At 66.8% G+C, this 15,824-nt stretch carries 16 protein-coding genes; 9 read left to right on the forward strand and 7 right to left on the reverse strand.

All coding sequences use genetic code 11. From position 1 onward, the window contains the following. Positions 1-40: 40 nt before the first annotated feature. From BN2156_RS30685 to prfB, 3 genes are read right to left on the reverse strand one after another with little or no spacing between them, the layout of a single operon-like run. On the reverse strand, positions 41-565 hold the full coding sequence (locus BN2156_RS30685; RefSeq protein WP_090513652.1) for an Rv3103c family proline-rich protein: 525 nt from the start codon (positions 563-565) through the stop codon (positions 41-43). Next, a complete protein-coding gene (locus BN2156_RS11555; RefSeq protein WP_090513655.1) occupies positions 562-1,551 on the reverse strand; it encodes a mechanosensitive ion channel family protein in 990 nt (329 codons plus the stop codon). Before BN2156_RS11555 ends, BN2156_RS30685 begins: the two co-directional genes overlap by 4 nt. Continuing rightward, complete coding sequence (prfB, locus tag BN2156_RS11560) at positions 1,538-2,647, reverse strand: peptide chain release factor 2 (RefSeq protein ID WP_090513657.1); 1,110 nt, start codon at positions 2,645-2,647, stop codon at positions 1,538-1,540. Before prfB ends, BN2156_RS11555 begins: the two co-directional genes overlap by 14 nt. A gap of 150 nt (positions 2,648-2,797) precedes the next feature. Between prfB and BN2156_RS11565 the strand changes: the two genes are divergently transcribed. After that, positions 2,798-4,168: an FAD-dependent oxidoreductase gene (locus BN2156_RS11565; protein ID WP_090513659.1), complete on the forward strand. Its 1,371-nt coding sequence runs from the start codon at positions 2,798-2,800 to the stop codon at positions 4,166-4,168. On the opposite strand, the gene BN2156_RS11570 is transcribed toward BN2156_RS11565, so the two are convergent. Then, positions 4,169-4,501 carry a hypothetical protein gene (locus BN2156_RS11570; protein WP_090515798.1) on the reverse strand — a complete coding sequence of 111 codons (333 nt, stop codon included), beginning with the start codon at positions 4,499-4,501 and terminating at the stop codon, positions 4,169-4,171. A gap of 23 nt (positions 4,502-4,524) precedes the next feature. Here BN2156_RS11570 and hisN point away from each other — a divergent pair, with 23 nt between their 5' ends. Next, positions 4,525-5,307, forward strand: a complete 783-nt coding sequence (gene hisN / locus BN2156_RS11575) for a histidinol-phosphatase (RefSeq protein ID WP_090513661.1) — start codon at positions 4,525-4,527, stop codon at positions 5,305-5,307. A gap of 2 nt (positions 5,308-5,309) precedes the next feature. Here the strand turns inward: hisN and BN2156_RS11580 are convergent, their stop codons facing one another. Then, positions 5,310-6,227, reverse strand: a complete 918-nt coding sequence (locus tag BN2156_RS11580) for an NADP-dependent oxidoreductase (RefSeq protein ID WP_090513664.1) — start codon at positions 6,225-6,227, stop codon at positions 5,310-5,312. 126 nt (positions 6,228-6,353) lie between these two features. Here BN2156_RS11580 and BN2156_RS11585 point away from each other — a divergent pair, with 126 nt between their 5' ends. The 4 genes from BN2156_RS11585 (at position 6,354) to BN2156_RS11600 (ending at position 10,626) form a co-directional block, all read left to right on the forward strand. Next, complete coding sequence (locus BN2156_RS11585; protein ID WP_090513666.1) at positions 6,354-6,803, forward strand: winged helix-turn-helix transcriptional regulator; 450 nt, start codon at positions 6,354-6,356, stop codon at positions 6,801-6,803. A gap of 94 nt (positions 6,804-6,897) precedes the next feature. Then, positions 6,898-8,295 carry an acyl-CoA dehydrogenase family protein gene (locus BN2156_RS11590; protein WP_162490778.1) on the forward strand — a complete coding sequence of 466 codons (1,398 nt, stop codon included), beginning with the start codon at positions 6,898-6,900 and terminating at the stop codon, positions 8,293-8,295. A gap of 27 nt (positions 8,296-8,322) precedes the next feature. After that, positions 8,323-9,543 (forward strand): acyl-CoA dehydrogenase family protein, encoded by a 1,221-nt coding sequence (locus BN2156_RS11595; protein WP_090513670.1) that lies wholly within the window; start codon positions 8,323-8,325, stop codon positions 9,541-9,543. A gap of 84 nt (positions 9,544-9,627) precedes the next feature. Continuing rightward, complete coding sequence (locus BN2156_RS11600; protein ID WP_090513674.1) at positions 9,628-10,626, forward strand: oxidoreductase; 999 nt, start codon at positions 9,628-9,630, stop codon at positions 10,624-10,626. 82 nt (positions 10,627-10,708) lie between these two features. On the opposite strand, the gene BN2156_RS11605 is transcribed toward BN2156_RS11600, so the two are convergent. Next, on the reverse strand, positions 10,709-11,686 hold the full coding sequence (locus tag BN2156_RS11605; RefSeq protein ID WP_090513677.1) for an esterase family protein: 978 nt from the start codon (positions 11,684-11,686) through the stop codon (positions 10,709-10,711). A 463-nt stretch (positions 11,687-12,149) separates the two neighbouring features. On the opposite strand from BN2156_RS11605, the gene BN2156_RS11610 reads away from it, so the two are divergent. Together BN2156_RS11610 and BN2156_RS11615 are read left to right on the forward strand one after the other, a co-directional pair. After that, a complete protein-coding gene (locus BN2156_RS11610) occupies positions 12,150-13,316 on the forward strand; it encodes an acyl-CoA dehydrogenase family protein (protein WP_090513680.1) in 1,167 nt (388 codons plus the stop codon). A 13-nt stretch (positions 13,317-13,329) separates the two neighbouring features. After that, positions 13,330-13,947, forward strand: a complete 618-nt coding sequence (locus tag BN2156_RS11615) for an NAD(P)H-dependent oxidoreductase (RefSeq protein ID WP_090513683.1) — start codon at positions 13,330-13,332, stop codon at positions 13,945-13,947. On the opposite strand, the gene BN2156_RS11620 is transcribed toward BN2156_RS11615, so the two are convergent. After that, a complete protein-coding gene (locus tag BN2156_RS11620; RefSeq protein ID WP_090513685.1) occupies positions 13,938-14,495 on the reverse strand; it encodes a type 1 glutamine amidotransferase domain-containing protein in 558 nt (185 codons plus the stop codon). The two genes, BN2156_RS11615 and BN2156_RS11620, sit on opposite strands and share 10 nt — an antisense overlap. 174 nt (positions 14,496-14,669) lie before the next feature. Here BN2156_RS11620 and BN2156_RS11625 point away from each other — a divergent pair, with 174 nt between their 5' ends. Beyond that, positions 14,670-15,773, forward strand: a complete 1,104-nt coding sequence (locus BN2156_RS11625; protein WP_090513688.1) for a homogentisate 1,2-dioxygenase — start codon at positions 14,670-14,672, stop codon at positions 15,771-15,773. Positions 15,774-15,824 lie beyond the last annotated feature (51 nt).

Genomic DNA, 15,824 nt, shown 5'->3' on the forward strand with positions numbered 1-15,824 from the left:
CACGCCAGTGTAGCGGGGCGAAATCATCCGGCAGGTCAGGCTATCGCGGCAATGTCGGGGCCACCGACTCCTGGCCCGGTTGCTGCTGATCGATCGCCGGACTCGGGGCCGGGCCGGGGAGCACCGGCAACGTGATGGGCGGGATCAGTCCCGGGCCGTCCGGATCGATGACCGTCGTCCGCGGAGCGCCCGGCGGGGTTGTGGTGCTCGGACTCGTCGACGGACCGGGCACCGGCTCGGTCGTCTCCGAGGGCTCGGTCGGCGTCGTCGTCGGAGTCGTGGTCTCGGTGGTCGGCTCCGCCGTCTCGGTCGGGGTCGTCGTGCGAGGAGGCTGCACCTTGGTGCGCGGAACCCACGTGTAGTCCGGATCCGGCACGAACCCGGGCGGGACCACCTGCGTCCCGGGCGCGGGCTGTGCGGGCTGCGCCGGCCGGTATTCCTGTTGCAGCCACGACAGCGCGATGAACGCCACGATCAGGACCACTGTCGAGGTGCGGAGCCGGCCCAGCCGGCTGCGCCAGAGCTTGGTGGCGGCATCGGTCACCTTGGAGAAGTCGAGCTTCACTTCTTCTGCTCCTGCGCCGAGGACGCCGGTGCCGTGGTGGCCTGCGTTTCCGCGACAGCCGCCGGATGCACCACATCGCCTGCCGCGGCGATCGACGCATCAGACGAGGTCACCACGCCGGCACGGCGCAGCGCGCGCACCACCCGTACCCGCAACCGCCGGCCCACATCGAACTGCTTGCCCGGCAGAGTGCGCGCGACCATCCGCAGGTTCACGGTGTCCAGGCCGATGCTCTCCACACCCATCAGCTGCGGCTTGTCGAGCAGCAGCTTGGACAGCTCGCCATCCTCGGCCGCCTTCTCGGCGACATCGTTGAGCACGTCGTTGACCACGTTCAGGTCGGCGCTGACCGAGACCGGGATGTCGACCACCGCACGCGCCCAGTCCTTGGACAGGTTGAGCGCCTTGACGATCTGCCCGTTGGGCACGGTGTACATCTCCCCCTCGGAGGACCGCAGCTTGGTGACCCGCAATGTGACGTCCTCGACAGTGCCCTCGGCCTCATTGGCGGCGGCGATCGTCAGCCGGACCAGGTCACCGAACCCGTACTGCTTCTCGGTGATGATGAAGAAGCCGGCAAGCAGGTCCTGCACGATGCGTTGCGCACCGAAACCGAGAGCGGCACCGAGCACCGCGGCCGGGGCGACCAGAGAGGCGATCGGCACCGCGAGCGCATCGGTGACCTCGACGAGCACGATGATGAACAGCACCGCCACCGAGACCCAGGAGATCACCGAGGCGACGGCCTGCCGGTGCTTGGCGCTCTCCGAGCGCACCAGCTGATCGCTTTCCTGATATTCGGCGTCGATCCGGCGCACCACCCGTTGCGCGGCCCAGTTGATGAAGCGCGCGGCCAGCAGGCCGCCGATCAGCAACAGGGCGATGTGCAGCCCGGTGGTCAGGATCCAGACGCCGATCTCGCCATGCCAGAAACCGTGCCAGCGGTCGGCGAGGGAAAAGGCCAGCACCGTATTAGTCGTCGTCATCTTTTCTGTTGCGCCATCTGATCCCTGCTTCCAGGAATCCGTCGATGTCTCCATCCAGCACCGTGGCCGGGTTCCCGACCTCGTACTCGGTGCGAAGATCTTTCACCATCTGATAGGGGTGCAGAACATAGGACCGCATCTGGTTACCCCAGGAGCTGCCGCCGTCACCCTTGAGCGCATCCATCTCGGCGCGCTCCTCCAGACGCTTGCGTTCGAGCAGCCGGGCCTGCAGCACCCGCATCGCGGCGACCTTGTTCTGCAGCTGTGACTTCTCGTTCTGACAGGTCACCACGATCCCGGTCGGGATGTGGGTGAGGCGGACGGCCGAGTCGGTGGTGTTCACCGACTGCCCGCCGGGACCGCTGGAGCGGTACACGTCGACGCGCAGGTCGCCTTCGGGGATCTCGATGTGGTCGGTGGTTTCGACGACCGGGAGCACCTCGACGTCGGCGAACGACGTCTGGCGCCGGCTCTGGTTGTCGAACGGGCTGATGCGCACCAGCCGGTGGGTGCCCTGTTCGACCGACAGGGTGCCGTAGGCGAACGGGGCGTGCACCGCGAAGGTCGCGCTCTTGATCCCGGCCTCTTCGGCGTAGGAGGTGTCGAACACCTCGACCGGATAGTCGTGCTTCTCGGCCCAGCGGATGTACATCCGCATCAGCATCTCGGCCCAGTCCGCGGCGTCGACGCCGCCGGCGCCCGAACGGATCGTGACGACAGCTTCGCGCTCGTCGTACTCGCCCGAGAGCAGGGTGCGAACCTCAAGGGTCTCGATGTCCTCACGGAGCTTGGCGAGTTCGGCGTCGGCCTCGGCGAGCTCGTCGGCACCACCCTCTTCGGCCGCGAGTTCGAACAACACCGGCAGGTCGTCGACACGCTGACGCAACTCCTGCACCCGGCGCAGTTCGTTCTGCGCGTGCGAGAGCTCACTGGTGACTTTCTGCGCCCGCGACTGGTCATCCCAGAGGTTCGGATCGGAGGCCTGCTGCTCGAGCATGTCGATCCGCTGGCGCAGGCCATCGATGTCGAGCACCCGCTCCACGGTCGTCAGGGTGGTGTCGAGTGCGGCTACGGCGGCTTGGCGGTCTGGATCCACGAATGTTCAGGGTACCCGGCGGCATTTCGGCGGCAGTTCTCTCCGACTCGCGGCAGCACAGGCGATCTGTGTTTAGCATCGGGTGGTACCCGTCACAGCACGCCAAGGTTCGGGTTGTGACGGCTTTTCCGGCTCGTAAGAAGGCAGGGTATGCGCCCATATCACGTAGCGATCGTCGGCTCCGGCCCCTCAGGTTTCTTTGCTGCCGCATCGCTGCTGAAGTTCGCCGATTCGCCCGACTCCGATCGCGACGTTCGGGTCGACATGCTCGAGATGCTGCCGACCCCGTGGGGGTTGGTGCGTTCGGGAGTGGCGCCCGACCATCCGAAGATCAAGTCCATCAGCGCGCAGTTCGACAAGACCGCAGCCGATCCGCGGTTCCGGTTCTTCGGCAACATCAAGGTCGGCGAGCATGTCACGCCGGCCGAACTGGCGCAGCGCTATGACTCGGTGATCTATGCCGTCGGGGCGCAGTCCGACCGGGCGTTGCACATCCCCGGGGAAGAGTTGCCCGGCAGCGTTGCCGCAGTGGATTTCGTCGGCTGGTACAACGCCCATCCCCATTTCGATGACATGGCACCCAATCTGGCGGGAGGACGGGCGGTGGTGGTCGGCAACGGCAACGTCGCCCTGGACGTGGCCCGCATCCTGGTCAGCGACCCCGAGGCCCTGGCCAACACCGACATCGCCAACCACGCGCTGGCCTCACTGGACACCCGCGGGGTGGAAGAGGTGGTCGTGATCGGACGTCGCGGACCGCTGCAGGCGACGTTCACCACCCTGGAACTGCGCGAACTCGGCGACCTCGAGGCGTTGGGTGATGTCGACGTCGTCCTCGATCCGGCCGATTTCGACGGCATCACCGACGATGACCTGGAAGCTGCGGGCAAGACCGTCAAGCAGAACATCAAGGTGCTGCGCAAGTACATCGACCAGCAGCCGCGAGAAGCCAAGCGGCGCATCATCTTCCGCTTCTGCACCTCCCCCGTCGAACTGCGCGGCGAGGATCGGGTCGAGTCGATTGTGCTGGGCCGCAACGAACTTGTCCGTGACGCCGACGGACGCATGGTGGCCAAAGACACCGGCGAACGCGAGGAGCTGCCGGCCCAGCTGGTGGTGCGGGCGGTCGGTTATCGCGGCGTGCCCACGCCCGGACTGCCGTTCGACGAACGCTCCGGCACGATTCCGCACACCGACGGACGTATCGAGGGCAGCCGCAACGAATACGTGGTGGGCTGGATCAAACGCGGGCCGTCCGGCGTGATCGGCAGCAACAAAAAGGACTCACAGGACACCGTCGACACCCTGCTGGACGACCTTCGGGCCGGCGGCGTCGACGAGCGAGGCGCCGAGTACGACATCGAACTCGCCGAATGGCTGCTGGAACACCAGCCCAAGCTCGTCACCGGCGAGCACTGGCAGCTGATCGACGCGCACGAGCGCGCCGCCGGAGAGCCGCTGGGCCGTCCACGCGTGAAGCTGGCGAGTGTGGCCGAGCTGCTCCGGATCGCGCACGCCTGATCAGGCCGGCGGCGGCTCCGCAGGCGCGAAAGCCCACTTGTCCGGATTGCTCGGCGAGTAGACGACGGGGAACAGCGCCCCCATGGCCGGCCACTCGTTCACGTCGACAGCCATGCGCTGATACACGACGTGCTCGCTGAGGGTCGGACCGGTGATGACGCCGGTGATGGTGACGTACTGCTCCCCCGTCGCATCCGGCCGGGGGCTCACCCCGGTCACCAGCAACGTGCCGTGCGCCAGTTCACCCCGAATTCCCCGGCGCCGCATGATCCATGGCGCCAGCAGCAGCACGAGGGCCCCGACCAGCAGGAGGAGTATTCCGAATTCCCACACGAGGCCATGGTAGGACTGCACGCATGAGTTCCGTTGCAGATGACTTGACGTTGGCCCTCGAACTGGCCGACCAGGCCGACTCCTTGACCATGGACCGCTTCGGCGCGCTGGATCTGCACATCGAGACCAAACCGGACCTGACTCCCGTCACCGACGCCGACCGCGGAGCCGAGGAGGAGTTACGCGCCTCGCTGGCCGCGGCCCGCCCCGGCGACTCGGTGTTCGGCGAAGAATTCGGTGGCACAACGACATTGACCGGCCGTCAGTGGGTGATCGATCCGATCGACGGAACCAAGAACTTCGTCCGGGGCGTGCCGGTGTGGTGCACGTTGATCGCGTTGCTCGAAGACGGTGTGCCGACCGTCGGCGTGGTGAGCGCGCCGGCGCTCGCGCGGCGTTGGTGGGCGGGGCTGGGCCAGGGTGCGTTCGGCTCCTTCGCCGGGGCTACTCGCAAACTGTCGGTGTCGGGTGTCAGCGATCTGGCGTCGGCCAGCCTGTCGTACTCGGACCTGACCACCGGGTGGGAAGACCGTCGCGACCGTTTCGTCGAGCTCACCGACGCGGTCTGGCGCGTCCGCGCCTACGGCGACTTCTGGTCGTACTGCATGGTCGCTGAAGGCGCGGTCGACATCGCCTGCGAGCCCGAGGTGAAGCTGTGGGACATCGCCCCGCTGGACATTCTCATCCGCGAGGCCGGTGGCACCTTCAGCAGCATCGACGGCAGCACCGGACCCCACGGCGGTAGCGCGCTGGCCACCAATGGACTGCTGCACAGGCAGGTGCTCGACCGGCTCGCCGGAAACTGAGCTCAGGGCCGGATGACAAACCGACCGCGCACCCCGCCCTTGGCGAGCGCCCGGTGGGCATCGGCCACCTGATCCAGCGGCAGCACGGCATGCACCCGCGCCTGCAACTGCCCGGAGGCCATGCGGGCCAGGAGGTCGGCGAGCCGAGAGCCGTCGGGATGGGCCACCACCGCTGACACGGTGATGCCGCGTTCGGCCGGCAGCTCCGAACTCGGCTGCACCCCGACGAACCGCCCGCCGTCGCGTACGAGCGCGAGAGCCGCCTCCTGCATCGCGCCGGCGTCGGCGACCGCGTCCCATCCCGGCTCCGCCGTGGCGGTGAAGGCAGCTCCGAGGCCGCGGACGAACTCCTCATCGTGCTCGCGGGCCAGGCCGGTGACGTTCCAACCGCGCTCGGCGGCGAGCGCGCTGAGGTAAGCGCCGACCGCACCCGCAGCTCCGGTGACCAGGAGGCGGCGACCGTCGGCGGGTGCGTCACCGAGCAGATCGAGGATCTGCGCGGCGGCCAAACCGTTGAGCGGCACCGTCGACGCGTCGATCAAACTCAGCCCGTCGGGCACGACAGCAACGTCGGCCGCCGACACCACCAGTTGCTCGGCGTAGGTGCCGTAGTCCCGGTCGAATCCAGCCACGACACCGGCGACCCGCGTACCCACAGCCAGATCCACACCCGGCCCGACAGCCTCGACGATGCCCGCGAAATCCCAGCCGAGCCCGGTCCAGTTCGGTTGGTCGACCAGGCCGAGATCGTGGAACACACCGGCGGCCACGCCGACGTCGACCGGGTTGACCGTCGCCGCGGCGACCTTCACCCGGACCTGACCGGGGCCAGGCGCGACCAGCGGAACTTCGATGATCTCGATGGAGTCCGGCCCGCCCGGAGTACGTACAACCGCGGCGTGAAAAGTAGAGACGGACATGAAAATTCACTCCTTCTTGAACTCTTGCGTGGAACTGCTCTCCCACTCCACGATGGAGTGGTAACTCTCCGATGGGAAGTAGGCACTTCGAAGTGCGTAACCCACCCCGGAGCGAAAGGAGCGGACGTGCCGACGACAACCGCCGCCCAGAAACGGGCACGAGCAAAGCTCGAATACGACGCCTTCCTGGCGAATTGCCCTAGCCGCCAACTACTCGACCGCATCAGTGACAAATGGGTAGCCCTCATCTTGGCGGCGCTCGGTGGCGACGGCCCGCGACCCGGGTCCGCGAGCGCCGGCGAACCGCGGCCGATGCGTTATTCCGAGCTTTCTCGGCGCCTGGCCGGCGTCAGCCAGAAGATGCTCACCCAGACACTGCGATCCCTGGAGCGCGACGGGTTGCTCATCCGGACCGTGACGCCGAGCGTGCCGGTCACGGTCACCTACGAGCTAACTGACCTGGGGTTTTCCCTGCACCAGCTCATGGTCGGGATCAAGTCATGGGCCGAGGCCCACATGGACGAGGTGCGCGCGAACCGCGAACGCCACGACCGGCTCTCGGCGGCCGAACCCTGATCTCAGGCGATGTGAAGTTGGTAACAGATGCCATACCTTACTCCGGAGTAAGATACGGTCAGATGCGTCGCCACGACCAGTAGAGGCAGCAGACATGACCAACACCCTGCCGTCCAAGAACGGCACCCAATCCCGTCCCTCCAACCCCAGCCAGCAAAGCGCGGTGGGACTGCACAAGCACAAGCGGACAGCGACCGACATCGGGTTGGCGCTGATCACGCCCATCGTCGGCCAGGAATTCCTGGACCGTTACGGCCTGCGCGATCCGCTCAACCGCGGCCTGAAATACGGTGTGAAGCAGGTGTTTTCGACCGCGGGCGCGGCCACCCGCCAATTCCAGCGGATCCAGGGGCTCGGCAAGGCGCCCACCCGGCTGAAGGCCAGCGGGGCCGACTACTTCGACCTGACCCCCGACGAAGACCAGCAGATGATCGTCGAGACGGTCCGGGAGTTCGCCGAGGAGATCCTGCGGCCCGCCGCGCACGACGCCGACGAGGCCGCGGCCTACCCCGCGGATCTCATCGCAAAGGCCGCTGAGCTGGGCATCACCGCCGTCAACGTGCCCGAGGACTTCGACGGCATCGCCGAGCACCGCAGCACCGTCACCAACGCGCTCGTCGCCGAGGCCCTGGCCTACGGCGACATGGGCCTCGCGCTGCCGATCCTGGCGCCCGGCGGCGTCGCCTCGGCCCTGACCCACTGGGGTAGCGCCGACCAGCAGGCCACCTACCTCAAGGAATTCGCGGGCGAGAACGTGCCCCAGGCGTGTGTGGCGATCGCCGAACCGCACGCCCTGTTCGATCCGACCGCGCTCAGGACCAGCGCCGTGCGCACCCCCAGCGGCTACCGCCTGTCCGGCGTCAAGTCACTGGTTCCGGCTGCCGCCGACGCCGAATTGTTCATCGTGGCAGCACAACTCGACGGCAAGCCGGCGCTGTTCATCGTCGAGGCATCGTCAGCGGGCCTGACCGTCAAGGCCGATCCCAGCATGGGCATCCGTGCCGCCGCGCTCGGTCAGGTCGAGCTCGACAACGTGGCGGTGCCGCTCGCCAACCGTCTCGGTGAGGACGGCGCCACCGATCAGGACTACTCCGAGGCGATCGCGCTGTCCCGGCTGGGCTGGGCCGCGTTGGCCGTCGGCACCTCGCACGCGGTGCTCGACTACGTCATCCCCTACATCAAGGAGCGCCAGGCGTTCGGCGAGCCGATCGCCCACCGCCAGTCGGTGGCGTTCATGACCGCCAACATCGCCATCGAGCTCGACGGCCTGCGGCTGATCACCTGGCGCGGTGCCGCCCGCGCCGAGCAGGGCCTGCCGTTCGCCCGCGAGGCCGCACTGGCCCGCAAGCTCGGCACCGACAAGGGCATGCAGATCGGCCTCGACGGCGTGCAGCTGCTCGGCGGTCACGGTTACACCAAGGAACACCCGGTCGAGCGCTGGTACCGCGATCTGCGGGCCATCGGCGTCGCCGAGGGTGTCGTGGTTATCTAGGTCCTCGATCGAACTGAAAGACTAATCATGGCAATCAATCTGGAAATGCCCCGCAAGCTCCAGGCGGTCATCGAGAAGGGCCACCAGGGCGCCGCCGAGATGCTTCGCCCGATCTCGCGCAAGTACGACCTCGCCGAGCACGCCTACCCGGTCGAGCTGGACACGTTGGCCACGCTGTTCGAAGGCATCTCGGAAGCCAAGACGATCTCGTTCGCCGGCGCCGAGGCGTTCCGCGACGACGCCAACACCAAGGGCGAGAAGGTCACCGTCAACGGCGCCAACATGTCGGCGCTGCTCAACGCGCTCGAGATCAGCTGGGGTGATGTCGCCCTGCTGTTGTCGGTGCCGCGTCAGGGCCTCGGGAACGCCGCCATCTCCTCGGTGGCCACGCCCGAGCAGCTCGAACGCCTCGGCAAGGACGTGTGGGCCGCGATGGCCATCACCGAGCCCGGCTTCGGCTCCGACTCGGCGGCCGTCACCACCACCGCGGTGCTCGACGGCGACGAGTACGTGATCAACGGCGAGAAGATCTTCGTCACCGCCGGTTCGCGGGCCACCCACATCGTGGTGTGGGCAACCCTCGACAAGTCGCTGGGCCGTGCGGCCATCAAGTCGTTCATCGTGCCGCGCGAGCATCCCGGCGTCACCGTCGAGCGTCTCGAGCACAAGCTCGGCATCAAGGCGTCCGACACCGCGGTGATCCGGTTCGAGAATGCCCGCATCCCCAAGGACAACCTGCTGGGTGACCCGGAAATCCACGTGGAGAAGGGTTTTGCCGGGGTCATGGAGACCTTCGACAACACCCGCCCCATCGTGGCGGCCATGGCCGTCGGCATCGCCCGCGCCGCGCTGGAGGATCTGCGTGCGATCCTCACCGACGCCGGCGTAGAGATCTCCTACGACAAGCCCGCGCATGCTCAGAGCGCCGCGGCAGCGGAGTTCCTGCGGATGGAGGCCGACTGGGAGGCCGGTTACCTGTTGACCGTGCGCTCGGCATGGCAGGCCGACAACAGCATCCCCAACTCCAAGGAAGCCTCGATGGGTAAGGCGAAGGCCGCCCGGGTGGCCAGCGACATCACCCTCAAGGCCGTCGAAATGGCCGGTACCACCGGCTATTCCGAGCAGACGCTGCTGGAGAAGTGGGCTCGCGACTCGAAGATCCTCGATATCTTCGAAGGTACTCAGCAGATCCAGCAGCTGGTGGTCGCCCGCCGCCTGCTGGGCCTGTCCTCGGCCGAGCTCAAGTAGGTCTTTCGGCGAACAGACGTAAAGCTGCCCAGAACCGCCTGGTTTTGGGCAGTTTTGCGTCTGCTCGGACAATAGGGTGAGGCCATGGACACGTTTCAGGCACTGGTCGCACGGCAGGACGGCGACCGCATCGACGCCGCGGTCGAGACGTTGCAGGCTTCCGAACTACCTGCGGGTGACGTCACCATCCGGGTGTTGTACAGCAGCGTCAACTTCAAGGACGCCCTGGCGCTGACCCCCAAAGGCGGTGTGGTGCGCGACTATCCGATCGTCCCGGGCATCGACCTGACCGGCGAGGTGGTCAGCTCCGAGTCCGCTGAGTTCGCGCCCGGTGACCTCGTGCTGGCCCACGGCTATCAGATCGGCACCGGTCATCACGGCGGCTACGCCGAATACGCCCGACTGCCCGCCGATCAGGTGGTCGCACTGGGCTCGCTGAGCCCGCGCGAGGGTGCGGCGATCGGCACCGCCGGATTCACCGCGGCGATGAGTGTGCAGGCCCTGACCCGCCACGGCATCACCCCGCAGGACGGCCCGATCGTGGTCACCGGAGCGACCGGCGGTGTGGGGTCGGTCAGCGTCGACCTACTGGCCGCCGCCGGCTACCAGGTGGTGGCATCGACCGGAAAGGCCGACCAGGCCGATCACCTTCGCGCTCTGGGCGCCTCGGAGGTGATCGGCCGGCTCCCCGCCGAACCCGACGCCAAGCCCCGCCCGCTGGGCAAGACACGGTGGGCGGCGGCGGTGGACTGCGTCGGCGGCGCCACGCTCGCCGATGTGCTGAGCACCCTGAAATACGGCGGTGCGGTGGCGGCCAGCGGACTGACCGGCGGAGCGGCCCTGAACACCACGGTGATGCCGTTCATCTTGCGCGGTGTCTCTCTGCTGGGCATCGATTCGGTGCTGCTACGGATTGAGCCGCGGCGGGAGCTGTGGGCACAGCTGGGTGGGCCGCTGAAACCGCGCCACCTCGACGACGTCACCCACGAGATCGACGTCAAGGATGTCGTCGGCGTCCTCGACGAGGTCCGTGCCGGACGGTACTCCGGGCGCGCGGTGGTAAAGGTGGCCGGCGGCTTCTAACCCGGCAGCTACGCCCGCCCATAACGAAATCGCCCAGAACACAAGGTGTTCTGGGCGATTTCGTTATCGCGTGTTGTTCGGCTTAGCCGAGCACCCGCTGCAGGTCCGGAACCATGGCCTGCAGCTCCCGGGCCCAGTAGGCCCAGTTGTGCGTGCCGTTGTTCGGGAAGTTGAACACACCGTTGGTGCCACCTGCGGCGATGTAGTTGTCCTGGAAGGTGCGGTTGGTCTTGATGGTCAGGCCTTCGAGGAAGGTGGCAGGCAGATCGCCGCCGCCGAGCTCGTTGGGCTGGCCGTTACCGCAGTAGATCCAGATGCGGGTGTTGTTGGCGACCAGGGTCGGGATCTGCAACATCGGGTCGTTGCGCTTCCAGGCGCTGTTCGGATCCTCCGTCGGACCCCACATGTCGTTGGCCTTGAAGCCACCGGCATCGCCCATGGAGATGTTGATCAGGAACGGCCACCAGCCCTCGGAGGGGTTGAGGAAGCCCGACATCGAGCCGGCGTAGATGAAGCGGTCCGGGTGGTAGGTCGCCAGGATCAGCGAGGCGGAGCCGGCCATCGACAGACCGATCGCGGCGTTGCCCGTGGGCGCGACGTCGCGGTTGGCGGCCAGCCATGCCGGCAGCTCGTTGGTCAGGAAGGTCTCCCACTTGTAGGTGACGCAGCCGGCCTTGCCGCATGCCGGCGAGTACCAGTCGGTGTAGAAGCTGGACTGGCCACCGACGGGCATGACCACTGACAGGCCGCTGTCCAGGAACATCTCGAACGCGTTGGTGTTGATGTCCCAACCGTTGAAGTCGTCCTGGGCGCGCAGGCCGTCGAGCAGGTACACCGCGTGGGAACCGGGGCCACCGCTCTGGAACTGAATCTTGATGTCGCGGCCCATCGACGGCGACGGGACCATCAGGTATTCGACCGGCAGGCCTGGCCGGGAGAATGCCCCCGCGGTCGCCGATCCGCCGGTAACGCCGATCAAGCCAGGCAGCATCAGCGCTGCCACAGCCGCCACCGTCATGCGGCGTGCCCAATGGCCACGAATCTTGTCAATGAAGGTCATACTGCGAATCCATCCGTCTTCCGGTCAATTACGCCTAGTGCGCGATCAGCGATCAGCATCGCCAAGCGACACCACAGCGACGGAGTCACTGCACTGTCGCGCCCGCTCGCCCGAGCCGGTGCCTCTGAAGAGCGGACCGAAGAATTCAGTTGTTGCGCCATGAGTAAATCACGCGCCCACGACGAGGGAAAACCCGCCGCGCGCCGCCGAACTGCATATCTGCGGATTCAAAAAAGTGAATTCGGCTTTATCTATTGTCGACCTGCAGGCGATCTACCTGGGAAAACGGTCCTACCCCCTCGACTGCCCCGCCGACACTCGATGGACACCGATGCCTATCTGTTCACAACTGGTGTCCGGAGGGTTATCCGATCGTCGCCAACCGGTTTTCGAAATGCCTGGCCGGCCCCCTCGGAGCGACCCGAAACTCGACCATACTAAAAAGTATGGTAGCTTTCGGGCCATGACCTCGCCCCCCGCCACGGACTGCGTCATCACCCCCGAATTCGTCGCGCTACTGGCCGAACGTGCCGCCGAAGCCGAGCAGTTGCGCCGGCTTCCCGATGCGACGGTCACCGACCTCGTCGACTCCGGTTTCACCGAACTCCTCGTGCCCGCCCGCTACGGCGGTCGGCAGGCAGATTTCCCGCAGATCCTGGACCCCGTGCGCCGGATGGCTCACGGCTGCACGTCGAGCGCCTGGACCATCGGCTTCTTGGCCCTGCACAACTGGATGCTGTCGCTGTTCGGCGAGCAGGCCCAGGAGGAGGCCTTCGCAAGCCGGCCGTTTCTCGCCCCGGCCCCGCTCGCGCCGACCGGGCGCGGGGTGCCGGCCGACGGTGGCATCCGCCTGACCGGCCGGTGGTCCTGGGCCACCGGCGTCATGCACGGGAACTGGATCATCGTCGCGGCCCTGTGCGGCCCCGACGACGGGCTGTATCCGGCCCTGGCACTGCTACCGATCAGCGACGTGACCGTGGCCGACGTGTGGCACACCGATGGCATGCGGGCCACCGGCTCCAACGACGCCATCGCCACCGATGTCTTTGTGCCGGAGCACCGACTGGTGAAAGTGCTCGACATCTATTCCGGTACCGCTCCGGGCGCGGGGTTGCACGACAGCGCCACCTACCGCTGGCCCATGGTGCCCGCCCTGGCCCTGCTGGCGGCGATGCCCGCCCTGGGCAGTGCCGAACGGGTCACCGAGATCTACGCACAGCGGTTGGGCGAACGCGTACTGCCGTACGAAGGCGTCGTACAGAAGGACAAGCCCATCGCCCAGGCCCATCTGGCCGGAGCCCAGGTCCGCGTACGCGCCCTGCGCGCGTTGCTGGCCGACACCGTCGGCGAGATCGAGGCCATCGTGGCCTCGGGTGATGCAGTGGACAAGCCGGTGCGCGCGCAGGCCCGGCTGTCGGCCGCCCACATCGTCAGCGAGTCCAAGGCGGTGATCGCCGACCTGTTGGGTGCGGGTGGTGCCAGCATCCATTTCCTGTCCAGCCCGTTGCAGCGGTTCAAGCGCGACGTCGACGTTCTGTCCGGACATGTGGTGTTCGACTACGACACCAGTCGCGAGCTGGCGGGCGCGCTGGCGCTGGGGATGCGAATCCCCCGTACGTCCATGGTCTGAGGGAGCTGATCTGATGCGGACCCTGTGGATCGAGGCCAGCCCCAAAGGGGACGACGCATTGTCCTCACAATTGGCGCAGGCCTTTCTCGATGCCGGCGACGGCGTCGGCGAAGTGGAACGGTTCTCGGTCTGGGACGAGGACGTGCTGCGGTTCGGCCGGGACGCGGCGGTCGCGAAGTTCGCCCAGTTGTTCGGGGAGCCGATCACCGAGGACCAGCACGCGGTGTGGCAGCAAGTGCTCGCCGAGATCGAGCGAGTACGAGGGTTCGACCGGCTGGTGCTGTCCTCCCCGATGTGGAACTGGCATGTGCCGCATGCCCTCAAGGCGTGGATCGACATCATCGTGCAGCCGATCGCCAGCTTCACCCTCAATGAGCGCGGCGAACATGTGGGTACCCTCGGCGATGGAAAACCGTTGCAACTCATCCTGACCCGTAGCAGCGCCTACGACGGCCGTCACGCCGAACTGCAGGATTTCCAGAAGCCGTATCTCGAGTACGTGTTCGGGATGCTGGGCTATCGCGTGGACACCCTGGTGGTGGAACCCACCACCAGGTGGACACCGGCCGAGCGGGAACAGATGCGCGCCGAGGCCGTCGACCGAGCGCGTGCGGCCGGTACTCAGGTTTGAGCGGGGCTGCTCGCCAACACCTCGGTGATGGCCTCACAGAACGCCGGCAGATCGTCCGGCGCGCGGCTGGTGATCAGGTTGCCGTCGACGCACACCTGCCGATCCACCACGGTCGCACCGGCGTTTCCGAGATCCGTGCGGATGCTGGGATAGCTGGTCAGTGTGCGTCCGCGCACCACGTCCGCCTCCACGAGGGTCCACGGGCCGTGACAGATGGCCGCGACGGGCTTGCCCGATTGGACGAAATCGCGAACGAACGCGACCGCGGTCTTGTCGAGCCTCAACTTGTCGGGGTTCACGGTCCCCCCGGGCAGGATCAGCGCGTCGAACTGGTCGACTTTGGCCTCGGCGACCGTGCGGTCCACCGGGAAGGTGCCCGCGGGCTCGAGGTCGTGGTCGCGGGCCTGGATTTCACCGGCCTTGAGCGACAGGAGCTCGACGTGACCGCCTTCGTTCTCGACAGCCGCGCGCGGTTGTTCGAGTTCGATGCGCTCCACACCGTCGGCGGCAAGGATCCCGACCCTGCGGCCTTCCAATTCCTTTCTCATGCGAGTCCTTTCGTTGACGCCGACCGGCAGGCGCCCGGCTGGGCACCCGCCTGAGGGCTACCCAGCGACGCCGGCACCGAAACGGTGAGATCCGTCCGCCGAACCCCTTGTCAGGGGCTGTAACAAAAAGTAAAGTCACTTTCAGTTTTCGACCGCACCTTTCAGGAGTCGAGCATGGAATCCTTCGTTCACCTGCGCAAAGGCAAGACCCCGAAACGGGTGCATGCCGACCTAGACGGGCTCAAGGACGACGAACTTGGTCGCGGGGGGTTCGTCGGTCGCACCGCGAACATGTACCGGCGTAACGACCCCACCGCCTACCGCACGGTCGGCCCCCTGCGCCCCACCGACGTGTTGTCCAGTGAGCTCAAGCCCAGCGACGCGACCGACGCCCATGGCGGACCGCTGTTGATGTTCTCCAACGCCGACTGCCAGGTGCTGCTGAGCCGGCGCACCGAGGAGATGCCGTTCTACGTCCGCTACGTCGACGGCGATCTGCTGCTGTTCGTGCACAAGGGGTCGGGCCTGCTGGAGACCGAGTTCGGTCCCATGCGCTACCGCGAGGGCGACTGGGTCTACATCCCGAAGGCCTGCACGTTCCGCCAGCTACCCGACAGCGAGAGCACGTGGCTGATGATCCAGGCCACCGACGATTTCCGGGTCCCGCCGGCCGGCACCCTGGGTCGGCACTTCCCCTTCGACCCCGCACAGGTGACCATTCCCGAACCGGAACCCATCGACGACGACGGCCGGGACGAGTACGAGGTCCGGCTGATCCACTCAGAAATCCAGGGGGTGGGCTCTACATCTTTGTTCTACCAACACAATCCCCTCGACGTGGAAGGCTGGCGGGGCGACAACTTCCCGTTCACCTTCAACATCGAGGACTACACCGTCATCACGTCCGAGAGTGTGCACCTGCCACCGACCGTGCACCTCTTCATGCAGGCCACCGGGGTGTACGTGATGAACTTCCTGCCCAAGCCGGCCGAGAGCGTGCCGGGCACCGAGCGCACCCCCTGGTATCACCGCAACGTCGACTACGACGAGATCGCGTTCTTCCACGACGGATCGCTCTACGGCATCCCGATGCCAGCCGGCCTGGTTTCCCATGCCCCGCAGGGTGTTCACCACGGGGCACCGGAGAAGGCGCGGGAACGCGCCCGCCGCAAGTTCGACGATTACGACCGGGTCGACTGGTCGGTGATCGCCATCGACACCCGCCGTCGGCTCGTCCCGTCCGCCGAAATCCTCGCCAACGACCTGGGGCAGCACTAGTGATGAGCGCTTGCGCGAAGCACGAAGGACAGTGATGAGCGCTTGCGCGAA

The organism is Mycolicibacterium neworleansense (genome assembly GCF_001245615.1).
Classification (GTDB): Bacteria; Actinomycetota; Actinomycetes; order Mycobacteriales; family Mycobacteriaceae; genus Mycobacterium; species Mycobacterium neworleansense.

What these genes read in the sequence shown, in the direction of transcription:
- BN2156_RS11605 (WP_090513677.1), bottom strand. Translation starts at nt 11,686, where the DNA reads ATGACCTTCATTGACAAGATTCGTGGCCATTGGGCACGCCGCATGACG.
- BN2156_RS11565 (WP_090513659.1), top strand. Translation starts at nt 2,798, where the DNA reads ATGCGCCCATATCACGTAGCGATCGTCGGCTCCGGCCCCTCAGGTTTC.
- hisN (WP_090513661.1), top strand. Translation starts at nt 4,525, where the DNA reads ATGAGTTCCGTTGCAGATGACTTGACGTTGGCCCTCGAACTGGCCGAC.
- BN2156_RS11580 (WP_090513664.1), bottom strand. Translation starts at nt 6,227, where the DNA reads ATGTCCGTCTCTACTTTTCACGCCGCGGTTGTACGTACTCCGGGCGGG.
- BN2156_RS11600 (WP_090513674.1), top strand. Translation starts at nt 9,628, where the DNA reads ATGGACACGTTTCAGGCACTGGTCGCACGGCAGGACGGCGACCGCATC.
- BN2156_RS11625 (WP_090513688.1), top strand. Translation starts at nt 14,670, where the DNA reads ATGGAATCCTTCGTTCACCTGCGCAAAGGCAAGACCCCGAAACGGGTG.
- BN2156_RS11595 (WP_090513670.1), top strand. Translation starts at nt 8,323, where the DNA reads ATGGCAATCAATCTGGAAATGCCCCGCAAGCTCCAGGCGGTCATCGAG.
- BN2156_RS11590 (WP_162490778.1), top strand. Translation starts at nt 6,898, where the DNA reads ATGACCAACACCCTGCCGTCCAAGAACGGCACCCAATCCCGTCCCTCC.
- BN2156_RS11555 (WP_090513655.1), bottom strand. Translation starts at nt 1,551, where the DNA reads ATGACGACGACTAATACGGTGCTGGCCTTTTCCCTCGCCGACCGCTGG.
- BN2156_RS11620 (WP_090513685.1), bottom strand. Translation starts at nt 14,495, where the DNA reads ATGAGAAAGGAATTGGAAGGCCGCAGGGTCGGGATCCTTGCCGCCGAC.
- BN2156_RS11615 (WP_090513683.1), top strand. Translation starts at nt 13,330, where the DNA reads ATGCGGACCCTGTGGATCGAGGCCAGCCCCAAAGGGGACGACGCATTG.
- BN2156_RS11610 (WP_090513680.1), top strand. Translation starts at nt 12,150, where the DNA reads ATGACCTCGCCCCCCGCCACGGACTGCGTCATCACCCCCGAATTCGTC.